The sequence below is a fragment of the Nitrospirota bacterium genome, assembly GCA_016214845.1.
In the GTDB taxonomy this organism is placed as follows: Bacteria; Nitrospirota; Thermodesulfovibrionia; order UBA6902; family UBA6902; genus SURF-23.
Genome location: JACRMS010000028.1, coordinates 58761 through 78450, shown reverse-complemented (window position 1 = coordinate 78450; position 19690 = coordinate 58761). Strand labels below are relative to the sequence as shown.

General features: G+C 49.6%; 12 protein-coding genes. 8 read left to right on the top strand and 4 right to left on the bottom strand.

Going from position 1 to position 19690, the window contains the following annotated elements; genetic code table 11:
* The first annotated feature begins 5 nt into the window (after nucleotides 1-5).
* The 6 genes from HZB61_09590 to HZB61_09565 all read left to right on the top strand — a co-directional run bounded on the left by HZB61_09590 (nucleotide 6) and on the right by HZB61_09565 (nucleotide 6413).
* Entirely contained in the window at nucleotides 6-554 is a 549-nt protein-coding gene (locus tag HZB61_09590) for a hypothetical protein (protein MBI5056851.1), read from the top strand.
* 120 nt (nucleotides 555-674) lie between these two features.
* Nucleotides 675-1670 (top strand): VWA domain-containing protein, encoded by a 996-nt coding sequence (locus HZB61_09585; protein ID MBI5056850.1) that lies wholly within the window; start codon nucleotides 675-677, stop codon nucleotides 1668-1670.
* A 44-nt stretch (nucleotides 1671-1714) separates the two neighbouring features.
* A complete protein-coding gene (locus HZB61_09580) occupies nucleotides 1715-2758 on the top strand; it encodes a VWA domain-containing protein (protein MBI5056849.1) in 1044 nt (347 codons plus the stop codon).
* A complete protein-coding gene (locus HZB61_09575) occupies nucleotides 2755-3597 on the top strand; it encodes a tetratricopeptide repeat protein (protein MBI5056848.1) in 843 nt (280 codons plus the stop codon). The genes HZB61_09580 and HZB61_09575 overlap by 4 nt, the downstream gene beginning before the upstream one ends.
* A 99-nt stretch (nucleotides 3598-3696) precedes the next feature.
* On the top strand, nucleotides 3697-5559 hold the full coding sequence (locus HZB61_09570) for a protein BatD (GenBank protein ID MBI5056847.1): 1863 nt from the start codon (nucleotides 3697-3699) through the stop codon (nucleotides 5557-5559).
* Between the two features lie 5 nt (nucleotides 5560-5564).
* Nucleotides 5565-6413 (top strand): tetratricopeptide repeat protein, encoded by an 849-nt coding sequence (locus HZB61_09565; protein MBI5056846.1) that lies wholly within the window; start codon nucleotides 5565-5567, stop codon nucleotides 6411-6413.
* A gap of 115 nt (nucleotides 6414-6528) precedes the next feature.
* Here the strand turns inward: HZB61_09565 and HZB61_09560 are convergent, their stop codons facing one another.
* The 4 genes from HZB61_09560 to HZB61_09545 form a co-directional block, all read right to left on the bottom strand.
* Nucleotides 6529-6891, bottom strand: coding sequence for a hypothetical protein (locus tag HZB61_09560; GenBank protein ID MBI5056845.1), 363 nt, complete (start codon nucleotides 6889-6891; stop codon nucleotides 6529-6531).
* A 26-nt stretch (nucleotides 6892-6917) separates the two neighbouring features.
* Nucleotides 6918-8117 (bottom strand): hypothetical protein, encoded by a 1200-nt coding sequence (locus HZB61_09555; GenBank protein MBI5056844.1) that lies wholly within the window; start codon nucleotides 8115-8117, stop codon nucleotides 6918-6920.
* A gap of 21 nt (nucleotides 8118-8138) precedes the next feature.
* Nucleotides 8139-8423 (bottom strand): type II toxin-antitoxin system HigB family toxin, encoded by a 285-nt coding sequence (locus HZB61_09550; GenBank protein ID MBI5056843.1) that lies wholly within the window; start codon nucleotides 8421-8423, stop codon nucleotides 8139-8141.
* A gap of 254 nt (nucleotides 8424-8677) precedes the next feature.
* The gene (locus tag HZB61_09545; GenBank protein ID MBI5056842.1) at nucleotides 8678-9010 is read right to left on the bottom strand and encodes a hypothetical protein; all 333 of its coding nucleotides are present in this window, start codon (nucleotides 9008-9010) and stop codon (nucleotides 8678-8680) included.
* 316 nt (nucleotides 9011-9326) lie between these two features.
* Between HZB61_09545 and HZB61_09540 the strand changes: the two genes are divergently transcribed.
* The gene (locus tag HZB61_09540) at nucleotides 9327-18023 is read left to right on the top strand and encodes a cyclic beta 1-2 glucan synthetase (protein ID MBI5056841.1); all 8697 of its coding nucleotides are present in this window, start codon (nucleotides 9327-9329) and stop codon (nucleotides 18021-18023) included.
* Between the two features lie 125 nt (nucleotides 18024-18148).
* Nucleotides 18149-19666 (top strand): DUF4062 domain-containing protein, encoded by a 1518-nt coding sequence (locus tag HZB61_09535; GenBank protein ID MBI5056840.1) that lies wholly within the window; start codon nucleotides 18149-18151, stop codon nucleotides 19664-19666.
* The last annotated feature ends 24 nt before the right edge of the window (nucleotides 19667-19690 follow it).

The window sequence follows — 19690 nt, the reverse complement described above, 5'->3', positions numbered from 1 at the left end:
CAGGCATGAACGGCGAAGGAGACATCCGTGACATCAAAGGGCCTCTGAGTTTTCCGGGCTGGGAATATCTTTATATTCTTCTCGCCATACTCGCGATCATAATCATCGCGGTCCTCCTCTTTAAATTTTTCAGGAAGAAAAAAAGAAAAGTGAAAGAAACGGTCATACCGCTGAAACCAGCGCATGAGACAGCCTATGAGGCGCTGAAAGAACTTATGAATAAGAATTATTTAAAGAGCGGCAGGGTGCGGGAATTTTATTTTGAGCTTTCAAACATTGTTAGATATTACGTGGAGGACCGTTTTCATCTCCGCGCGCCGGAGATGACTACCGAAGAGTTTCTGATCACGTTGAAAGATTCAAAGACTTTAACAACCGGACAGCAGGGCCTCCTGAAAGATTTTCTCTCGCGCTGCGATATGGTGAAGTTCGCGAAATATCTGCCTGGAGAAAAAGAGGCTGAGGCCAGTTACGATTCAGCAAAGAGGTTTGTTGACGAGACAAAGGAAATCCTGAAATCAACCACAGAGGGCACAGAGATTAAAAGAAGTTGAGAGGACAAGAAGATATGAAGCTGAGAAAAAGCAAAACTGTCCTTCCGCATCTTCTTGATTTCCCAACTTCTCATCTTCTATTTTTCCCCGTGTTCTCTGTGGTTAAAAAATAAGGAGCTTATGCACTTTCAGAATCCGTGGGTTTTGATATTACTGCCGGTTGCTGCCGCTCTCATTTTTTTCATCAGGAGAAGACAGCCGCAGCCCGCATTACAATTTTCAACTGGAGAACTTGTAAAAAACCTGCGGGCGACTTTTAAAATAAAATTGCACAGCAACATTTTCATCCTGAGGACCGCCGCGCTTTTTCTGATAATCTTCGCGTTGGCAAGGCCCCAGTTGATATCGCAGGAATCAAAGATCGAGAGAGAAGGAATAGACATTGTTCTGGTGATCGACGTATCAACCACTATGCTTGCTGAGGATTTTGAACTCGGGGTCAGGCGCGCGAGCAGGGTTGATGTGGTCAAGGACGTAGTGAGAGAGTTTATCAAAAACCGTCCTGACGACAGGATCGGCATAGTGGCATTTGCCGGAAGGGCTTATACAGCGGCGCCGCTTACGCTTGATCACGGATGGCTGCTTCAGAACTTGGACAGGATAGAGGTCGGCGTAATCGAGGACGGCACCGCGATCGGCTCAGGCATCAGCTCCGCGCTGAACAGGTTGAAGGACACAAAGGCCAAAAGCAAGATCGTCATCCTGCTGACCGACGGGATAAACAATGCCGGAAAGATTTCCCCTCTTACCGCGGCAGAGGCTGCGGGAGCCCTGAATATAAAAGTCTATACCATCGGCGCGGGCACAAAAGGGCTTGTGCCTTTCCCCGCGAAAGACATGTTCGGCAATAAGGTCTACAGGAACGTAAAGATAGAGATTGATGAGGAGCTTTTAAAAAGTATCGCTGAGAAGACCCGCGCGAAATATTTCAGGGCCACGGACACCGGCTCATTGAGAAATATTTACGGAGAGATCGACAAGCTGGAAAAATCGCGTATCGAGGAGAAAGGCTATGCCGAATATGAAGAGCTGTTTTACCTCTTCCTGATTCCCGGCCTGGCCCTGCTGCTCCTTGAGGTTGTCTTGAATAATACTGTGCTAAGGAGGATACCGTAAATTAGCTGATTGCTTTCAGCTAATAGCTTACAGCTGTATAGAATATGAAATTCGGTAACTTACATGCGATGCATTTCCTGTGGCTTTTGGCGGGCCTCGTCATTTTTTATCTCTGGGCGTACAGAAAGAGAAAGAGGGACATGGAGAGGTTTGCGCAGAAGGAACTCCTTGATGAACTGACTTCTTCTCTGAACAAGCGGACGCAGAGGCTTAAGGCGGCTTTCATAATGATTTCAATTTTTTTAATTATAATTTCACTCATGAGGCCGCAGTGGGGTTTTGAATGGAAAGAGGTAAAGAGAAGCGGGCTTGATATATTGATCGCGCTTGACACCTCAAAGAGCATGTTGGCCGAAGACGTAAAGCCAAACAGGCTGGAGCGTTCAAAGCTTGCTGTCAAGGACCTGATAAAGAAACTGCAGGGCGACAGGCTTGGGCTTATCGCCTTTGCGGGGAACGCGTTTTTACAATGCCCGCTGACCTCGGATTACACCGGGTTCATGCTCTCTCTCGACGACATCAACGTCTACACAATACCAAAAGGCGGCACATCAATTTCAAACGCGATCAGGGTGGCGCTTGATAGTTACGAGGGCGGCAAGAAAAAATATAAGACGCTGGTGATCATCTCCGACGGAGAAGACCTTGAGGGTGACGCTGTCAAATGGGCTGAAAAGGCAAAGGAAGACGGCATTAAAATTTTCACCATCGGAATAGGCACAAGAGAAGGCGAACTTATCCCCGTTACCGATGAGGCCGGCCACAGGGAATTTTTAAAAGACAGCAGCGGGAATGTGGTCAAGTCACGCCTGGATGAGGACACCTTACAGAAGATCGCATTAACAACAGGCGGCAGTTATATCAGGGCGACGAACACCGAATTCGGCCTGGACCTGATCTATGATGAGAAACTGTCGAAGATGGAGAGAAGGGACATCGAGAACAAAATGGTAAAAAGGTATAATGAGAAATTTCAGATTCCTCTTGCGCTGGCGCTACTGCTGCTCTGTATCGAACCGTTTATCAGGGAGAGGAGAAAGAATAAGGGATCAGGGGTTAGGGATCAGGGATTGGCTAAGAAAGCATGACTAAAGATCGCGACAACAAAAAAATTATGAGAAAATTTCTTTTGTTCATATTACTCTGTTTAATCTTCACTTCTCCTGTCTTTGCCTCTCCTGCGAAGGCGGTCAGGGAGGGGAATAAATTATATCATCAGGATAGATACGACGGGGCGATGGAAAAATACAATGAGGCAAAGGCGGAAGCGCCTGACTCGGACATTGTAAATTTCGACCTCGGCACAGCGCTTTATAAAAAGGGCAGGTATCAAGAGGCTGTTGAAGCATTTACAAAGGCAATGAGCGCCGGAGATAAAAAAATTGAGGAAGGCGCATTGTATAATATGGCCAACAGCAAGTACAAACTCGGCAGCCTCATGGAAAACTCCGATGCCAATGGAGCGATCAATTTATATCAGGAGTCTCTTGACTATTACAAGCGGGCATTGGAAATGGATAAGAGCGATAAGGACGCAGAATATAACCGTGAGCTTGTGGAAAAGAAAATAAAGGCCCTACAGGAAAAAATGAAAAACCAGCCTCAACAGCAGCAGAACAAAGGGCAGGACAAGAAAGATAAGGAAGGCAAGGGACCGGAGGCAAAGTCAGACAAGGATAAGCAGGGGGACAAGCAGCAGCAAAAGTCCGGGAACGAACAGACAGGGACAACCGACGACAAGGACAAAAAGTCTGCGGCAGAAAAAGGTAAAGAAGCCAAGGCCCACGACAAAGCCGGACAGAAGACACAGGAGATGTCACCGGAGGAGGCAAGGATGCTGCTTGACGCCTATGGCGAGGAAGAGTCTGGAGATGTTTTTAACCGCGAGAGAAGAGGGCATTCAGAAGAGGTGCAGAAGGATTGGTAATGGGAGGCCGTGAAAGAGACGCTGCATCCGCAGAAATGCAGACATTGCTAATAAATTTGTTTCACCCGATAGGATTTTAATTAAATTATGCATATGACTTTGAACAAAGAAATGCACGCCTGCTTTGACAAAAAGCACGTCGAGGTATCGAAAAAAGTGTGCGTTATGGCAATTATTTTTTATCTGACGGCAGGGTTATTCTTGCTGCCGGGCGCTGCCTTTGCCAAAGACATCACCTTTGAGGCGTTGTTGGACCGTAATGCCATTTATATGGGGGAGAACGTTCAGCTTAATCTCCGGTTTGAAGGCACGACAGACATACCCGCGCCTGAGCTTCCGAATATCGACGGCATACAGTCGCGTTATGCCGGCCCTTCCACAATGATGTCGATAGTGAATACCAGGATGACTTCTTCGATCACACACATCTACGTGCTTGTCCCTTTAAAGACCGGAAAATTTCAGATACCTCCGATCACTGTCCAGCATAAAGGCGAGACCTATACTTCCGCCGCGCTTACGCTTGAAGTTTCAGACAGCGCGTCTAAGGGGGGCGGGCCCGCGACATCGCGTGAACAGAGAAGGCCGGAGATAAATCTGCAGTACAGGGTGACAGTAAAAATGCAGGCTGAAAAGACGAAGGTATATTTAAACGAAATGGTCCCCCTGAGCATAAAACTTTATATCAACAGGGTCGGCTTGCGGGACGTCCAGTATCCTGAATTAAAACATGAGCACCTCTCAGCAAGCGAGTTTGAAAAACCGGTCCAGTATCAGGAAACAAGGGGCGGGGTAAACTTTGATGTCGTTGAATTCAAGACGCAGATATTCGCCACGAAGGCAGGGGATTTCAGGCTGGGCCCGGCGAAGATCAAGGCCAATCTCCTCTCAAAAAAGAACAGGAGGGCGCCTTCGTCTCAATTTGATAATTTTTTTGATGATGATTTTTTCGGAGGCTATGAAGTGACCCCTATTGAGCTTAAGTCCAACGAGCTGACGATCAACGTGCTCCCTTTTCCTGACAGGAACAGGCCTGATAATTTTAAGGGCGCGGTCGGGGATTTTAAATTCAACATGGAAGCCTCTCCATCAGCGGTAAAGGTTGGAGACCCGGTCACCGTGAAGATGATCGTCTCCGGTAAAGGCAATTTCAATACTGTGACCGGCCCCGTCATGAAGCAGCAGGAGGGATTCAAAACCTATGAGCCGCAGGTCAAACAGGAAGGGGACAAGAAAATATTCGAGCAGGTATTGATACCAATAACCGATACTGTAAGGAATCTTCCTGAAGCTTCGTTCAGTTTCTTCAACCCGGACAAGGGCCAATACCAGACACTTGCAAAAAACGCCATTCCGCTGCAGGTCATAAAAGCAGAGCGGGAAAATTCAACGATCATGGAAGCGCCTCAGACAGGTGGAGGACTGGTGAGAAAAGAGGTGTTCGGCAGGGACATTATTTACATAAAAGAAGCTCCCGGTGAATTGAAAAAGAAAGGCGGCTACCTTTATAAAAATCCGTTCTTCCTTCTCCTTCAGATCGTGCCGCTTCTGGCGCTTGTGTCCGCGTGGATCTTACAAAAGCGCAAGGCGAAGCTCAGCACAGACATCGGTTACGCGCGGCGGCTGTCCGCTCCCAAAAAGGCGAAGAAGGGAATCCAGGAGGCGGAGGATTTCCTCAGCAGAAAAATGCCGCAGGAATTTTATGATTCCGTGTTCAGGACTATAAGGGAATATCTCGGCAACCGTTTCCACATCCCTGCCGGAGGCATAACAGCGGATGTTGTTGAGAACGCGCTGAAGGAGAAAAATATAGACTCAGGCCTTTTAAGTAAAATGAAAAACATATTCGCGTCATGCGACATGGCGCGGTATGCCCCTGCCGAACTCGGCGCAATGAAAATGGATGAGACACTGAAGGACTTGAGAGAAGTGATTGATTACCTCGAAAGGCATAAGGAGTGAGAGAAGTGCAGAAGCACAAAAGAGCTAAAGAGCAAAAGTTCAAAAGCGTGGAAGTTAAATTCCCTCGCCTCTTTCGGGAGAGGGTCAGGGAGAGGGGGACTTTGCGGGTAATAATTTTCCTTGCTCTGCTTGCTTTCATAGCGTCTCTTGTCTCAGGTGCTTTCGCGGATAACGACCCGTCATCCATCTTTAAAAACGGCAACCAGCTTTATGAGAGCGGCAAATATGATGAGGCTATAAGGGAGTACTCCAGACTGCTTGCTCAGGGGGTTGAAAGCGGAAATCTATATTTCAATCTCGGAAACAGTTATTTCAAAAAAGGTGAGACGGGCAGGGCCATCTTAAATTATGAAAGGGCAAAGAGACTTATGCCGGACGACAGCGACCTGAGATCAAATTATAATTACGCCCTGTCGAGAACGGAAAATACCGGGCAGCAGTCCTCCGCGTCAATGACAGAAAAGATATCGGGCATATTCAGCGGTCTAACAATAAACGGGTTGACCATATTCGTATCCGCTGTGTACGTTTTGATCTTGGCGATCTTTATCGCGATCATTTTCTTCCCTGCTGTCAAAAGATATTTGCTGATAATGCTTGGCGTTCTATCGGTAATTTTTCTGTTAAGCACGTTCTCTTTGTACAGCAGGGTGATGGTGCTTGACAGCGAGGCGATTGTCGTTTCAAAAAACGCGGAGGCAAAATTTGAACCGCTGGATAACGCCACCACACATTTCACCCTCTATGAAGGCATGAAGATCTTCATCCTCGAATCAAAACACGACTGGAGCAAAGTAGAGAGATTCGACGGCAAGAGCGGGTGGATCAGGAACCAGGAGCTTGAAAAGATATAAAGCATGGCTCTTTCACGCTTCCATATGTTTGATCTTTTTTAGAATTCAAGATGCAAGACTCCTTGTTGTTCAAGATATGTATTAGTAGGTTTTTGAGGAGGATGTCAGCAATAGCTTAGAGCCAGTCTTTAGGTATAAGAGCCTCATCTCTCTCAAATCCCGTTAATGGAATAGCCTTGATATTAAGCTTTCTCAAGAGGTCAAAAATAAAGGTTAAAGGATGTTTGCCTCCCAAAACTCGTTCTTTCAAGTTAATCCCGAATGGGTCTATAAAAATAGGGCGAGTATTTCCCCATGAAGTTTCTATTTTATGTGCAATTTTAATCAGACGCTTTTCTAATGAAATTTCGGATTCAGAATTAAAGATATCAATTAATGGAGTTATTCTGCTCTTGATTTCTTCCGGAAGTTCTAATAACGCACCGAATTCACCATCTTTTGCTTTTAGTATTGGAACATAATGATTATAGTCAAACATTTTAATTCACCAAAATTCTTAAATCCTTATATGAATAATTTCTTGACTTCACCTTGTCCAATTAATTGATTGAAAAGCGTATAATTCCCTGTATCCCAACGAATTCTGCCTGCAACGATCGCAGGGTGAATTCGCAATTCTTTTGCAAGTTGTATGATCGCGCCAGGACTTCTTTTAAGATAAGCATCGCTCCTAATCCATATTGAGCGTGGAATGAATGTTTCTTTTGTTAATCTATCTGCTTCCTTTTCTTTAGGATCTTCCCCGGATTCGGAATAAAGATCATCAATAAATATTTCCTCCGCATTCTTCAGGTGTTTAGCCACATGCAATAACTCATGAACAAGTGTATACCAGAAATTATCGATCCGATCATGTCGGATAGTAAGCCCTATTACTGGCCCGCCAGCATCTGTTAGCATTGAACCACCATCAAGTAATGTCTTGGGTAAATGTGGCTCGATAATGAGGGCTATGCCATGTTTCTCTAAAAATTCTTTGGCTAATAATGGGCCTTTATCAAAACAACTTAACCGAGCAACCTCTCTCAAGAAATCTTTTGTCACAGTCCCAGGAAAAAATTCTGACGGGCAACATTCTTCATGTGCCCTGATCATTACGCGGGCGGTCCATACTAAAAGAGCATTCATATCTGTCTCTTGCTTAGCCCTTTTGTGTATTGTACGCCGGCAAATTGCAACGCTCGGAATTTCACCCCCCAGAGGAGCGAAAAACTGCTTCATTAACTCTTCTGCATGAGCATCCAAATCACGATATTTTGTGGTAATCCAGCCACGCTTAACCATTTCTTTAACTGGAAATTTATTCCAATCTTTTTCAAACGACTTGTTTGTTTTTGGCTTATGGATATCTTGCAGTAAAACTTCAGCGGGTATGTCTAAACCTTTATGAAGCTCTCTAATCATTTGAATAGTCAGAGGCCGTTTCCCGGATAATACTTCAGAAACCTTGCTTTTGCTGCCAATATATGGAATCAAGTCTTTTTGTTTCAATCCCTGCTCTTCAATTCTAAAGTTGATTGCATCTATAGGGCTTGGTAAATTGAAGAGGAAATGTTCTTTTTCATAATTTTCTACAAGCAATGAAAATAAATCCAAACGGTCCGCTTCCGGAGTTCCTGGTTCAGGATCGAGCGCGATTAAGCGTTCGACTTCGGCGAGCGTTTGTTTGTAATTTATTTCTGTTTTAATAATTTTCGGTTCCATTTTCATTTGTCCTGGTTAGAGCTACTTAAATCTTTTTGAATACTCAGCATGTGTCCCTGCCCATTTCACAATGACCTTTTTGGTTTTATAAGCAATTTGGACCTCAAGCCTATAACTATTACCTCTTACATTAAAGATCACTATTCTATCAGCCAAGAAACTGGCGCTTGAATATCGATCCTTGACATCCTGTGTGTTTTGCCAGTTAGCGTTTTGAACATCTGCTATCCAATTCTCTATCAAACTACGAGTATCTGGATGCTTGGTAATGAACTGGTATAGTTTTTCCCGGCCTACTAACGTCATTCAGTTTCCTTATTAACTTGTGAAATCTACCTTCCATGTAAATAATATAATAAAGTTCCCATTATCATGTCAAGTTAAAAGTTCACTATTTGGGAACTTTAATTAATATTAAAAATATGCATGGCAAGTATTGAATTCAACAGTCCCCTCTGATTAAAAAGTTTAAATTAGGTTATGCAATATCATAACTATGTAACCGTTTACTTTTCAAGAAGAAAAAAAGATAGAGGGGCTAACCTTGCAATTGTCTGATGTTAAGCTGGCCTCGCTTTGGATTTTGCGGCGAGATATTGTCTGCATCTTCTGTAGGCCGGGGAGAAGATATAGAGGAGAAAGACATACAGCGCAATTACGATCATGGTGAAGACCCCTCCGAAGATACTGCCGAGGAAGCAGCCGAAGAAGAGAATAAACAATATAGTTTCATAAACACCATACGACAGGTATATGCCGTACATACATCCCGCAAGGATGCCGGCTGCTGAACTAATCCCGAAAGTGTAATTCCGAATTTTTTCTTTTTTTGCGTAAATGGAATCAAACTGTTCTTTCGTTATTCCGAACTGTTCAAATTCAGGTTTTGCCATCAGGATAGATTAAACTCTATTGCGAGAAATTTCAAAGAGGGCAGCGCCGGGATGAAGATATTATTATTAACTTGATGCATACAGCAAAAATGAGTCGTTCTGACTATTTTAAATATCTTGAAGAATGTAAATAACTTTTTAATTTCCCCTCAAATTTCAAACTGACCCACTACCAGCGCCGGACGGGCTGTTCGCCCCTTCGGACCGCAGCTTTCAAGATAGCAATCTGCTATTCTGCTATAATGATAACACTACAACATAACACCGGCCACCATGGAGGAACAGTCAAACACCACCCTGATTGCTATTCCATTTAATGAGTAGGGGCGTATGGCAATACGCCCCTACTTCTCATAAGGAGACCTTAAACTTGAAGCTAAGCAGCAAAAGCGTTCTTGAAAACCTGTCCAGTTTACGGGCCAGGCTGCAGGGAAACAGCCGTACACAAAAGTGTCCTGACACTGAGCCGCCGCTTCGCGCGGAACTGTTCAGCAGCGATCAGATGGAGCAGCATGGCAAGTTTCTCGCGGGCTCTCATAAGTTGAGCACGGACCATGCACCGGAGCATCTCCTGACACGGCTGGATGAGAATGAAAGCGTCCTGCTTAATGTACGCAATCTGCTTACAGAAGCGGTAAAGGCCGGTCGAAGGATCACACCGGCAGGTGAATGGCTGCTCGACAACTTCTATCTGATCGAAGAGCAGATCCGCACGGCCAGGAGGCATTTGCCGAAGGGCTACAGCCGGGAACTGCCCCGGCTGCTTAATGGTCCGTCGTCCGGTCTTCCGCGCGTGTATGACATTGCGCTGGAGACGATCTCACATGGCGATGGACGGGTAGATCCGGAGAGCCTCAGCAGTTTCGTGAACGCTTACCAGACAGTCTCTATCCTGAAGTTAGGTGAATTGTGGGCGATACCCATCATGCTGCGTCTGGCGCTGATCGAGAATCTCCGGCGCGTTGCAACCCGGATCGCCGCTGACAGGATCGACCGGAACAACGCTGATCATTGGGCGGACCGGATGACGGAGACCGCGGAGAAAGACCCGAAGAGCCTGATCCTGGTGATTGCGGATATGGCGCGCTCAGACCTGCCGATGGTGAGTTCGTTCGTCGCGGAACTTACGCGGCGGCTGAAGGGACAGGGGCCTGCCCTCGCATTACCGCTTACCTGGATCGAGCAGCGGCTCTCCGAATACGGCCAGACGGTTGAGCAGCTGGTGCAGTCGGAGAACCAGCAGCAGGCCGCCGACCAGGTCTCCATAAGCAACAGCATCGGCAGCCTCCGTTTTCTGGGTGCGATGGACTGGCGCGAGTTTGTCGAGACGATGAGCGTTGTTGACCGGATACTTCGTGAAGACCCGGCCGGTGGTTACGGCAGGATGGATTTTTTTACTCGTGACCGTTACCGCCACGTTGTAGAGAAGATCGCGAAGGACAGCCGGTTGTCCGAGAGCGAGGTGGCACGTAAAGCGATTCAATTGGCGCACGAGGCCGCGGCCGGGAAAGGCAGTGGCGACCGGACGTCGCACGTCGGTTTTTACCTTATAGACAAGGGACTGATACAGCTTGAGCAGAGGGCAGAAATGCGCTTATCTGTCTTTAAGACCCTTCGAAAATCTATCTCGCGTTTTCCTTTGTTCCTATATCTTGGCTCTATCACTCTGATCACATTGATCTTCACCGGGAGCTTACTGGCAAAGGCGTATGCCGATGGGCTGCATGACTGGCTGCTTGCGCTGACCGGTATCCTCGCTTTGCTGTGCTCGAGCCAGTTAGCGGTTGCGCTGGTGAACTGGATCGCCACGTTGATATTGACACCGCATCCTCTGCCGCGAATGGACTTCTCCAAAGGTATCCCCCCGGAATTGCGCACACTGGCAGTAGTCCCCACCCTGCTCACAAGCGCCAAGAACATCGAGGCCCTGGTCGAGGCGCTTGAGGTCAGGTTCCTGGCAAACCGGGACGAAAACCTGCACTTCTGCCTGTTAACTGATTTCCGTGACGCTGACGAAGAAACCCTGCCGGAGGACGGGCCGCTGCTGCAGCTTGCCCGGAAGAGGACCGAAGAGCTCAATAAAAAATACTGGAATGCAAAAAGCGATACGTTCTTCCTCTTTCATCGTCCCCGCCGATGGAATCCCCGGGAGCGGGTCTGGATGGGTTACGAGCGCAAGCGGGGGAAGATCGCGGAATTAAATTCCTTTCTGCATGCCGGAGCACAGGGTGTCTCAAAAGAACGCTTTTCGCTCATAGTCGGTGATACTGCGGTCCTGTCTGATGTGAAATATATGATCACCCTTGACACTGATACACTGCTGCCGCGCGATTCAGCGTGGGAACTTGTGGGAGCAATGGCCCACCCGCTGAATCGTCCTCAATACGACGAAGGCAGGCAGCGGGCCGTTGCCGGGTACAGCATAATTCAGCCGCGCGTGGCAGTGAGCCTGCCCGGCACGAACTTATCCAGGTATGCGAGAATGTACGGTAGTGATCCGGGCATTGATCCGTATACACGCGTCGTATCTGATATTTACCAGGACCTCTTCCAGGAAGGCTCATTTATCGGCAAGGGGATCTATGACGTGGCCTCATTCGAGCAGGCGCTGGGCGGACGTCTCCCTGAGAACCTTATGCTCAGTCACGATCTGATCGAAGGTTGCTATGCGCGGGCAGGGCTGTTGAGCGATGTGCAGTTATATGAGGAATATCCTTCCTGCTACAGCGAAGACGTAAGCCGCCGTCACCGCTGGATCCGCGGGGATTGGCAGATCGTTCGCTGGCTGCTGCCGGGAGTTCCCGGCCTCAGGACCAACTTTCAGAAGAACCCTCTCTCGCTGCTTTCCCGATGGAAGATATTCGACAACCTCCGGCGCAGTCTCGAGCCCTCAGCATTAACACTTCTGTTGCTGCTGGGCTGGACTGTTCTTCCATCTGCATGGTTCTGGACGTTGTCGGCACTCGGCATCATACTGATGCCTTCTTTGATCACCTCCATCATGGACCTTCTTCAGAAGCCGGACGATGTACTTCTGGTCCAGCACCTCACTGCCGCAGTGCGCTCCGCCGGCTGGCGCTTTGCTCAGGCCGCATTTACTCTCGTGTGTCTCCCCTACGAGGCATTCTTCACGCTGGATGCGATCGTTCGTTCAACCGGGAGAATGCTGATCACGCGCAAACGGCTTTTGGAGTGGAATCCGCACAGCGGCCGGGACCGCAATGATAGCAATGCGGGAGATATCGCTGCATTCTGCCGGACGATGTGGTCCGCTCCGCTTGTTGCCTTTGCAGCGGTGATCTATCTGGCGCTTTCGAATCCGGCCGCTCTACCAGTGGCCGTGCCTGTATTATGTCTCTGGTTTTCCTCCCCTGTTACCGCGTGGTGGATCAGCCAGCCGCTCGCCCGCAGCCGGGCAAGGCTGACAGAGGACCAGACGATCTTTCTCCGGAAGCTTTCCAGAAAGACATGGGCGTTCTTCGAGACCTTCGTAGGCCCGGAAGATAACTGGCTGCCTCCCGATAACTATCAGGAGTATCGCATTGCTTCAGTCGCTCATCGTACATCGCCGACCAACATGGGACTCGCATTGCTCGCGAATTTGTCCGCGTATGACTTCGGTTACATTTCAGCCGGACAACTCATAGAGCGCACTGACAATGCGCTGCGCACCATGAAAGGCATGGAACGTCACCGGGGACACTTCTACAACTGGTATGACACTCAGTCTCTGAAACCGCTGCCGCCCACCTACATTTCAACGGTAGACAGCGGGAACCTCGCCGCTCACCTTCTGACATTACGGACAGGACTGCTCACACTTCCCGATCAAAAGATATTGGGAGAAAAATTATTTGACGGACTCAACGACACACTGAGAATTCTCGCGGACGTTACAGCAAAAGCTGTTCCGTCCAGGCTCGCACAACTTCAGAAGGATATGGAATCCCTGTATAATTTTCCGTCTGCATCGCTTATGGCAGCGCGGTCATCCCTTGAGCGGCTGGCATTGTCCGCCGAAGAGCTGATCGGCAGCATCGACAACTCTCCAGACAGCGAAATGAACTGGTGGGCACGCGCCTTTGCAGATCAATGCCGGAATGCTCTTGATGAGCTGACGTTCCTTGTACCGACGACAGTTCAAGGTATCGATGAGATACCGACGCTGCGCGAACTGGCAAATCGTGACGCAGAGGCAAGCGAACGCGCCAAATCAAGAATTCAGTCCATTGAACGGCTTGCAATGCAGTGCGGCGAACTCTCCCGCATGGAATATGATTTCCTGTATGATGAAACGCGTCATCTGCTGACCATCGGGTACAACGTTGATGAGCGCAGGAGAGATTCAAGTTATTATGATCTGCTGGCCTCGGAAGCGAGATTGTGCAGTTTCGTAGCGATCGCGCAAGGACAACTGCCGCAGGAAAACTGGTTCGCCCTTGGACGCCTGCTCACCACTACGAGCGGAGAGCCGATCCTCCTTTCGTGGAGCGGTTCGATGTTCGAGTACCTTATGCCGCTTCTGGTGATGCCGACGTACGAACACACGCTGCTGGACCAGACCTATAAGGCCGCGGTAAACAGGCAGATCGAGTATGGAAGTCAGCGCGGCGTTCCGTGGGGCATATCGGAATCCAGCTACAATATGATCGACGTTCATCTCAACTACCAGTATCGCGCGTTTGGCGTGCCCGGCCTGGGGTTGAAACGCGGACTCGCCGAGGACCTCGTCATTGCACCATATGCCTCGACTCTCGCGCTGATGATCGCGCCCGAGGAGGCGTGCTTGAACCTGCAGCGTCTCGCCGCTGATGGTTTTGAAGGGAGGTACGGCTTCTATGAAGCGATCGACTACACTTCTTCACGCCAACGACGCGGGCATTCAAACACGCTGGTCCGGTCTTTCATGGCGCATCACCAGGGAATGAGCCTCCTATCTCTGGCCTATCTGCTGCTTGACCGTCCGATGCAGAAGCGTTTCGAGGCGGACCCGGTGTTCCAGGCAACCATGCTGCTGCTTCAGGAGCGGGTGCCGAAGGCCACGGCTTTCTATTCGCACACTTCCGAGCTCTCCGAAATACAGGCGGCCTTTATCGGGCCGGAAATGCCCGTGCGCGTTTTTAACACTCCTGATACCTCAAACCCGGAAGTGCAGCTGCTCTCCAACGGCAGATACCACGTAATGATCACGAACGCCGGGGGCGGCTACAGCCGCTGGAAGGACCTCGCAGTTACACGCTGGCGCGAAGACAGTACCCGCGACAACTGGGGGACGTTCTGTTACCTCCGGGACGTTGCGAGCGGAGAGTTCTGGTCCACCGCGTATCAGCCTGCGCTGAAACGGCCGGACAATAAATCGGACATTTACGAAGCGATCTTCTCAGAGTCTAAAGCGGAGTTCCGCTGCAGGGACCACGACTATGACACACATACCGAGATCGCTGTTTCACCTGAGGATGATATTGAACTGCGCAGGGTCCGCATTACCAACCGGGCGCGGACGCGCAGGGCGCTTGATGTTACGAGTTACGCCGAAGTGGTCCTTGCGCCGCCAGCCGCTGACGCACTGCATCCGGCATTCAGCAATCTCTTTGTTCAGACAGAGATCATAAGCATGCAGCGTGCGATCCTTTGCACACGCCGTCCACGCTCTGAGGGAGAGCACGTACCATGGATGTTTCACCTGATGGCCGTTCATGGCGCGGAGATAGGAGAAGTCTCCTACGAGACGGACCGCATGCAGTTCATCGGCCGCGGTAACACGGTCGCCAGCCCGCAGGCGATGATCGGCGCGGGAGGTTTTTTTACCGGTGCTCTCTCGGGCAGTGAGGGCTCAGTGCTCGATCCGATCGTCTCTATCCGGTATCGGATAACGCTGGAACCGGAAGAATCGGTCACAATAGACATTGTCTCCGGCATAGGCGGATCCCGCGATTCAGCTTTAAGCCTTGTGCAGAAATACCATGATCGTCGCCTCGCGGACCGCGTCTTTGATCTTGCATGGACACATGGCCAGGTGCTTCTGCGGCAATTCAATGCCTCGGAGGCCGACGCGCAACTCTACGAGCGTCTTGCCGGATCGATAATCTATGCCAATTCCTCCCTGCGGGCCGACGCGAGCATCCTCATCAAGAACCATCGGGGACAATCCGGCCTCTGGGGATACGCCATCTCAGGCGATCTGCCGATCGTACTGCTGCAGATCGAAAATATTGCCAATATCAACCTGGTGCGCCAACTCGTGCAGGCACATGCCTACTGGCGTTTAAAAGGACTTGTAGTTGATCTGGTGATCTGGAACGAAGACCACGCCGGTTACCGGCAGCTGCTGAACGACCAGATCATGGGCCTCATTGCCGCGGGCATCGAAGCCAATGTGACAGATAAGCCCGGAGGCATTTTTGTCAGGCCCGCGGACCAGATATCCAACGAGGACCGGATACTGTTTCAAACAGTTGCGCGCGCCATCATCACCGACAGCCGCGGGTCATTAACGGACCAGATCAACCGCCGCGGTCCCGCGGAAATAACAATGCCTCTCCTAACTCCGACACGGACCCACCGCTCCGAACCTCCGGCTGCCGCAGCTATGCCCCGCAAAGACCTGTCGTTCTTCAACGGGCTGGGCGGATTCACGCCTGACGGGCGCGAGTACATCATCACGACAACTCCCGGTCAGGTGACACCTGCGCCATGGGTGAATATGCTTGCGAATCCGCACTTCGGAACGGTCATCTCAGAGAGCGGACTTTCCTACACATGGGGTGAGAATGCACATGAGTTCCGCCTTACTCCATGGTGCAATGATCCGGTGGGCGACACGAGCGGTGAAGCCTTCTATCTCCGTGACGAAGAGCGCGGACATTACTGGTCTCCAGCTCCGCTGCCCTGCCGCGGGACAACGCCCTATGTCACACGGCACGGATTCGGCTACAGTGTATTTGAGCACACAGAGCGCGGTATACACTCGGAGGTTTGGGTTTACTCGGCCATTGACGCATCGGTCAAGTTCACGGTGATCAAGGTGCGAAACGAGTCAGGCCGGCCCCGGCGGCTTTCCGCTACAGGATATGTGGAATGGGTGCTGGGAGATCTGCGCCCCAAAACAGCAATGCATGTCATCACAGAGATCAATTCTAATAGCGGCGCACTCTTCGCCCGAAACCCTTACAATATGGAATTCCCCGGCAGGGTTGCATTCTTCGACGTAGATGATTTTACCCGAACTGTAAGCAGCGACCGGACCGAATTCCTTGGACGTAACGGCACTCTTAGGAATCCTGCGGCTATGACCAGGATGAGGCTTTCCGGCAAGGTAGGCGCTGCACTTGATCCCTGTGCGGCCATTCAAGTCCCGTTCGATCTGGCTGAAGGACAAGAGCGCGAGATCATCTTCAGGCTCGGGTTAGGACGAGATACCGATGACGCCGCTAACCTGGTGTTTCGTTTCCGGGGTCCTGCTGCCGCGCGCGGCGCTCTTGACGCAGTGTGGCAGTACTGGAACCACACACTTGGCGCAGTGCAGGTGGAAACGCCCGACCAGTCAGTCAATATCCTGACCAATGGATGGCTCTTATACCAGACTCTTGCATGCCGCATTTGGGCGCGCAGCGGATACTATCAGTCAGGGGGCGCCTTCGGTTTCCGCGACCAGTTACAGGACATGATGTCGCTCATCCACGCGGAACCGGGCCTCCTGCGTCAGCATCTGCTCCTTTGCGCGGCCCATCAGTTCAAGGAAGGTGATGTCCAGCATTGGTGGCATCCTCCATCTGGAAGGGGCGTGCGCACCCGCTGTTCAGACGATTTCCTCTGGCTGCCGCTGGCTGCATCCCGCTACGTTATGAGCACAGGAGACACCGGGGTACTGGATGAACTCATCCACTTCATCGAGGGCCGCCAGGTTAACGCCGATGAGGACTCGTATTATGATCTTCCCATCCGGTCTGAACAAACTGCAAGTTTGTACGATCATTGTGTGCAGGCGATCATGAAGGGCCTTAATTTTGGTGAACGCGGCCTGCCGCTCATCGGATCGGGCGACTGGAACGACGGCATGAACATGGTGGGCGAACACGGCAAAGGCGAAAGCATTTGGCTGGGGTTCTTTCTTTATAAAGTGCTCATGCAGTTCACTGAGATCGCACGCCTGCGTGAAGACCTGCCCGTTGCCGAACTCTGCTTGAAGGAAGCGGCCCATCTGCGCAGTAATATCGAACAGAACGGCTGGGACGGTGAGTGGTACCTCCGCGCTTTCTTCGATGACGGCTCGCCGCTTGGTTCAGCGGGTAATTCCGAGTGCCAGATCGATTCCATCGCGCAAAGCTGGTCTGTTCTCTCAGGAGCCGGTGATGCCAAACGCTCAGCCATGGCAATGGAGGCGTTGGATAAACGCCTTGTCCGGCGTGAGCATAGACTGATACAGCTTCTGGACCCGCCGTTTGATAAATCGGATTTGAATCCGGGCTATATAAAAGGGTATGTCCCCGGGGTCAGGGAAAATGGCGGGCAGTACACTCATGCCGCGATCTGGGCGGCAATGGCGTTCGCAAAGTCAGGCGACAGCCGCCGGGCGTGGGAACTGCTGACAATGATCAACCCGGTGGGGCATTCGAGATCACGGGAAGAGGTAGAGATTTACAAAGTAGAACCGTACGTTGTCGCAGCCGATGTATATGCCGTCTCACCGCACACAGGCCGCGGTGGATGGACGTGGTATACGGGTTCGGCCGGCTGGCTGTACCGGCTTATCATGGAATCACTTTTAGGGTTGAAGCTTGAAGTGGACAAACTGCGTTTTGCGCCATGCATTCCTGCTGAATGGGAGTCGTTCAAAGTGCACTACCGGTACAGGGAGACTCTCTACCATATCACCGTGTTGCAAACCCACAATGGCAGCGTGGGATCGGGTGTGACGGTCGATGGCGTTGAGCAGCCTGATAATTCTATTCCGCTTGTTGATGACCAACAGGAACATATGGTTGAGGTGAGGATACATGTTGCAGAAGGATAACTTTTGATGCGGCTGCTCTACGGCCCAGAACTACGCAGGTACCGCAACACCATAGCCCCCTGAGTTTTAGATTTATTGTAATTGTAAACTCCTGCTGAAATCTGTTACATTTTACAAACGATAACATGAAGAAAATCAAGATATTCATCAGCTCTGTCCTAAAAGAACTCATGAATGAACGCCTTGCCGTTGAAGAGGCGATTATGGAGAATGAGTTTCTCAGCCGTTATTTTGATGTCGAGATGTGGGAAGGGTTTCCTCCTATGGCGGTACCCTCAAGAGCGGCATATCTTGAAAAACTGAAAGAGTGCGATGTGTACATCGGCCTATTCGGAAATGAATATGGCACACTCGATGAAGACGGCCTTTCACCGACGGAAAGAGAATATAGAAAGGCAATGGCCGACGGGAAATATATTCTCGTTTTCCTCAAAGGAAAAACAGACACTGAAAGGGATGATAATCTCAAAAAGTTATTGAAAGAATTCAAGGGACATAAAGGATATAGTTACAAGAGATTTGAGAATTACAGAGAGCTGAAGGATTGGATTCGCAAAGGACTGGTTCATTATCTCAAGAAAGAGCACGGAGTCGACCTTCCGGTTGGAAAAAGTATTTCAGATATTGATAAGACTTCACTCAATATTGATAAAAAACCCATAATGAATGCATTGCTGGATGACATTTACTTGAAAGATGCTGAATTCTTTTTTAAGACGGCTGGCTTCCAACTAAAAAGTAAAGCCGAAATTACAGAACACCTCAGAAAGAGGAACATGCTTCATTATTTGCCCAGTAAGAAACTGTTAGTTCCAACCGTTGCCGGATTGCTTCTATTCGGCAAGCATCCTGAATACTATCTACCTCAAAGTAAGATAAAGGCAGATGCCTTTCAGGGCATTGGACCGGCAAACACAATAGATCAAAAAGAGATGGAAGGCACTATTTTTAATATGGTCAAAGATGCTGAGGCATTCTTCCTCAAGAACATGAAGACCGCCGCAAGAATTGAGGGTTTTTCACGTGTGCAGATTTCTGAGTATCCTATTGAGGCATTGCGGGAGGCCGTTATAAATGCCCTCGCTCACAGGGATTATGGAATATCAGGCGCAACAGTGATGATCCAGATTTTTAGTAACAGGATAGTGATAGCAAGCCCTGGTCTACTCCCTCAACCATTGACTCTTGAAATGGTGAAATCATTTAAGTACCGCCCTGTATCCCGGAATCCAATAATAGCCAGAGCCCTGTTTGACGTGAAACTCATGGAAGAAAGGGGCGGCGGATTCAAAAGGATGCACGATATGATGGTTAACTACGGCCTTAAGCCTCCGATGTTTGATTATGACGCAGGTTATTTCACAGTCACATTCCATGGGCCAGAGGATATTCTTAAGGTTAACCCTGGCAAGCTGAATGTTGTTTTTGAAGTCCCCGCCGATAAACTAAACCAGTTAACAACGAGACAAAGAGACATCCTCAAGTACATCCTCGGTCACGCAAGGATAAACAGCGAGGAATGTACAAAGACCTTTGGGATTACAAGAGATACGGCAAATAGAGACTTCAAGAGACTCATGGCGTTAGAACTTATCAGACAGAAGGGGGCCGGGAGGGCAACCCACTATGTTCTTAAGGAATAGTTTATTCGTCAGATTTACGTCAGA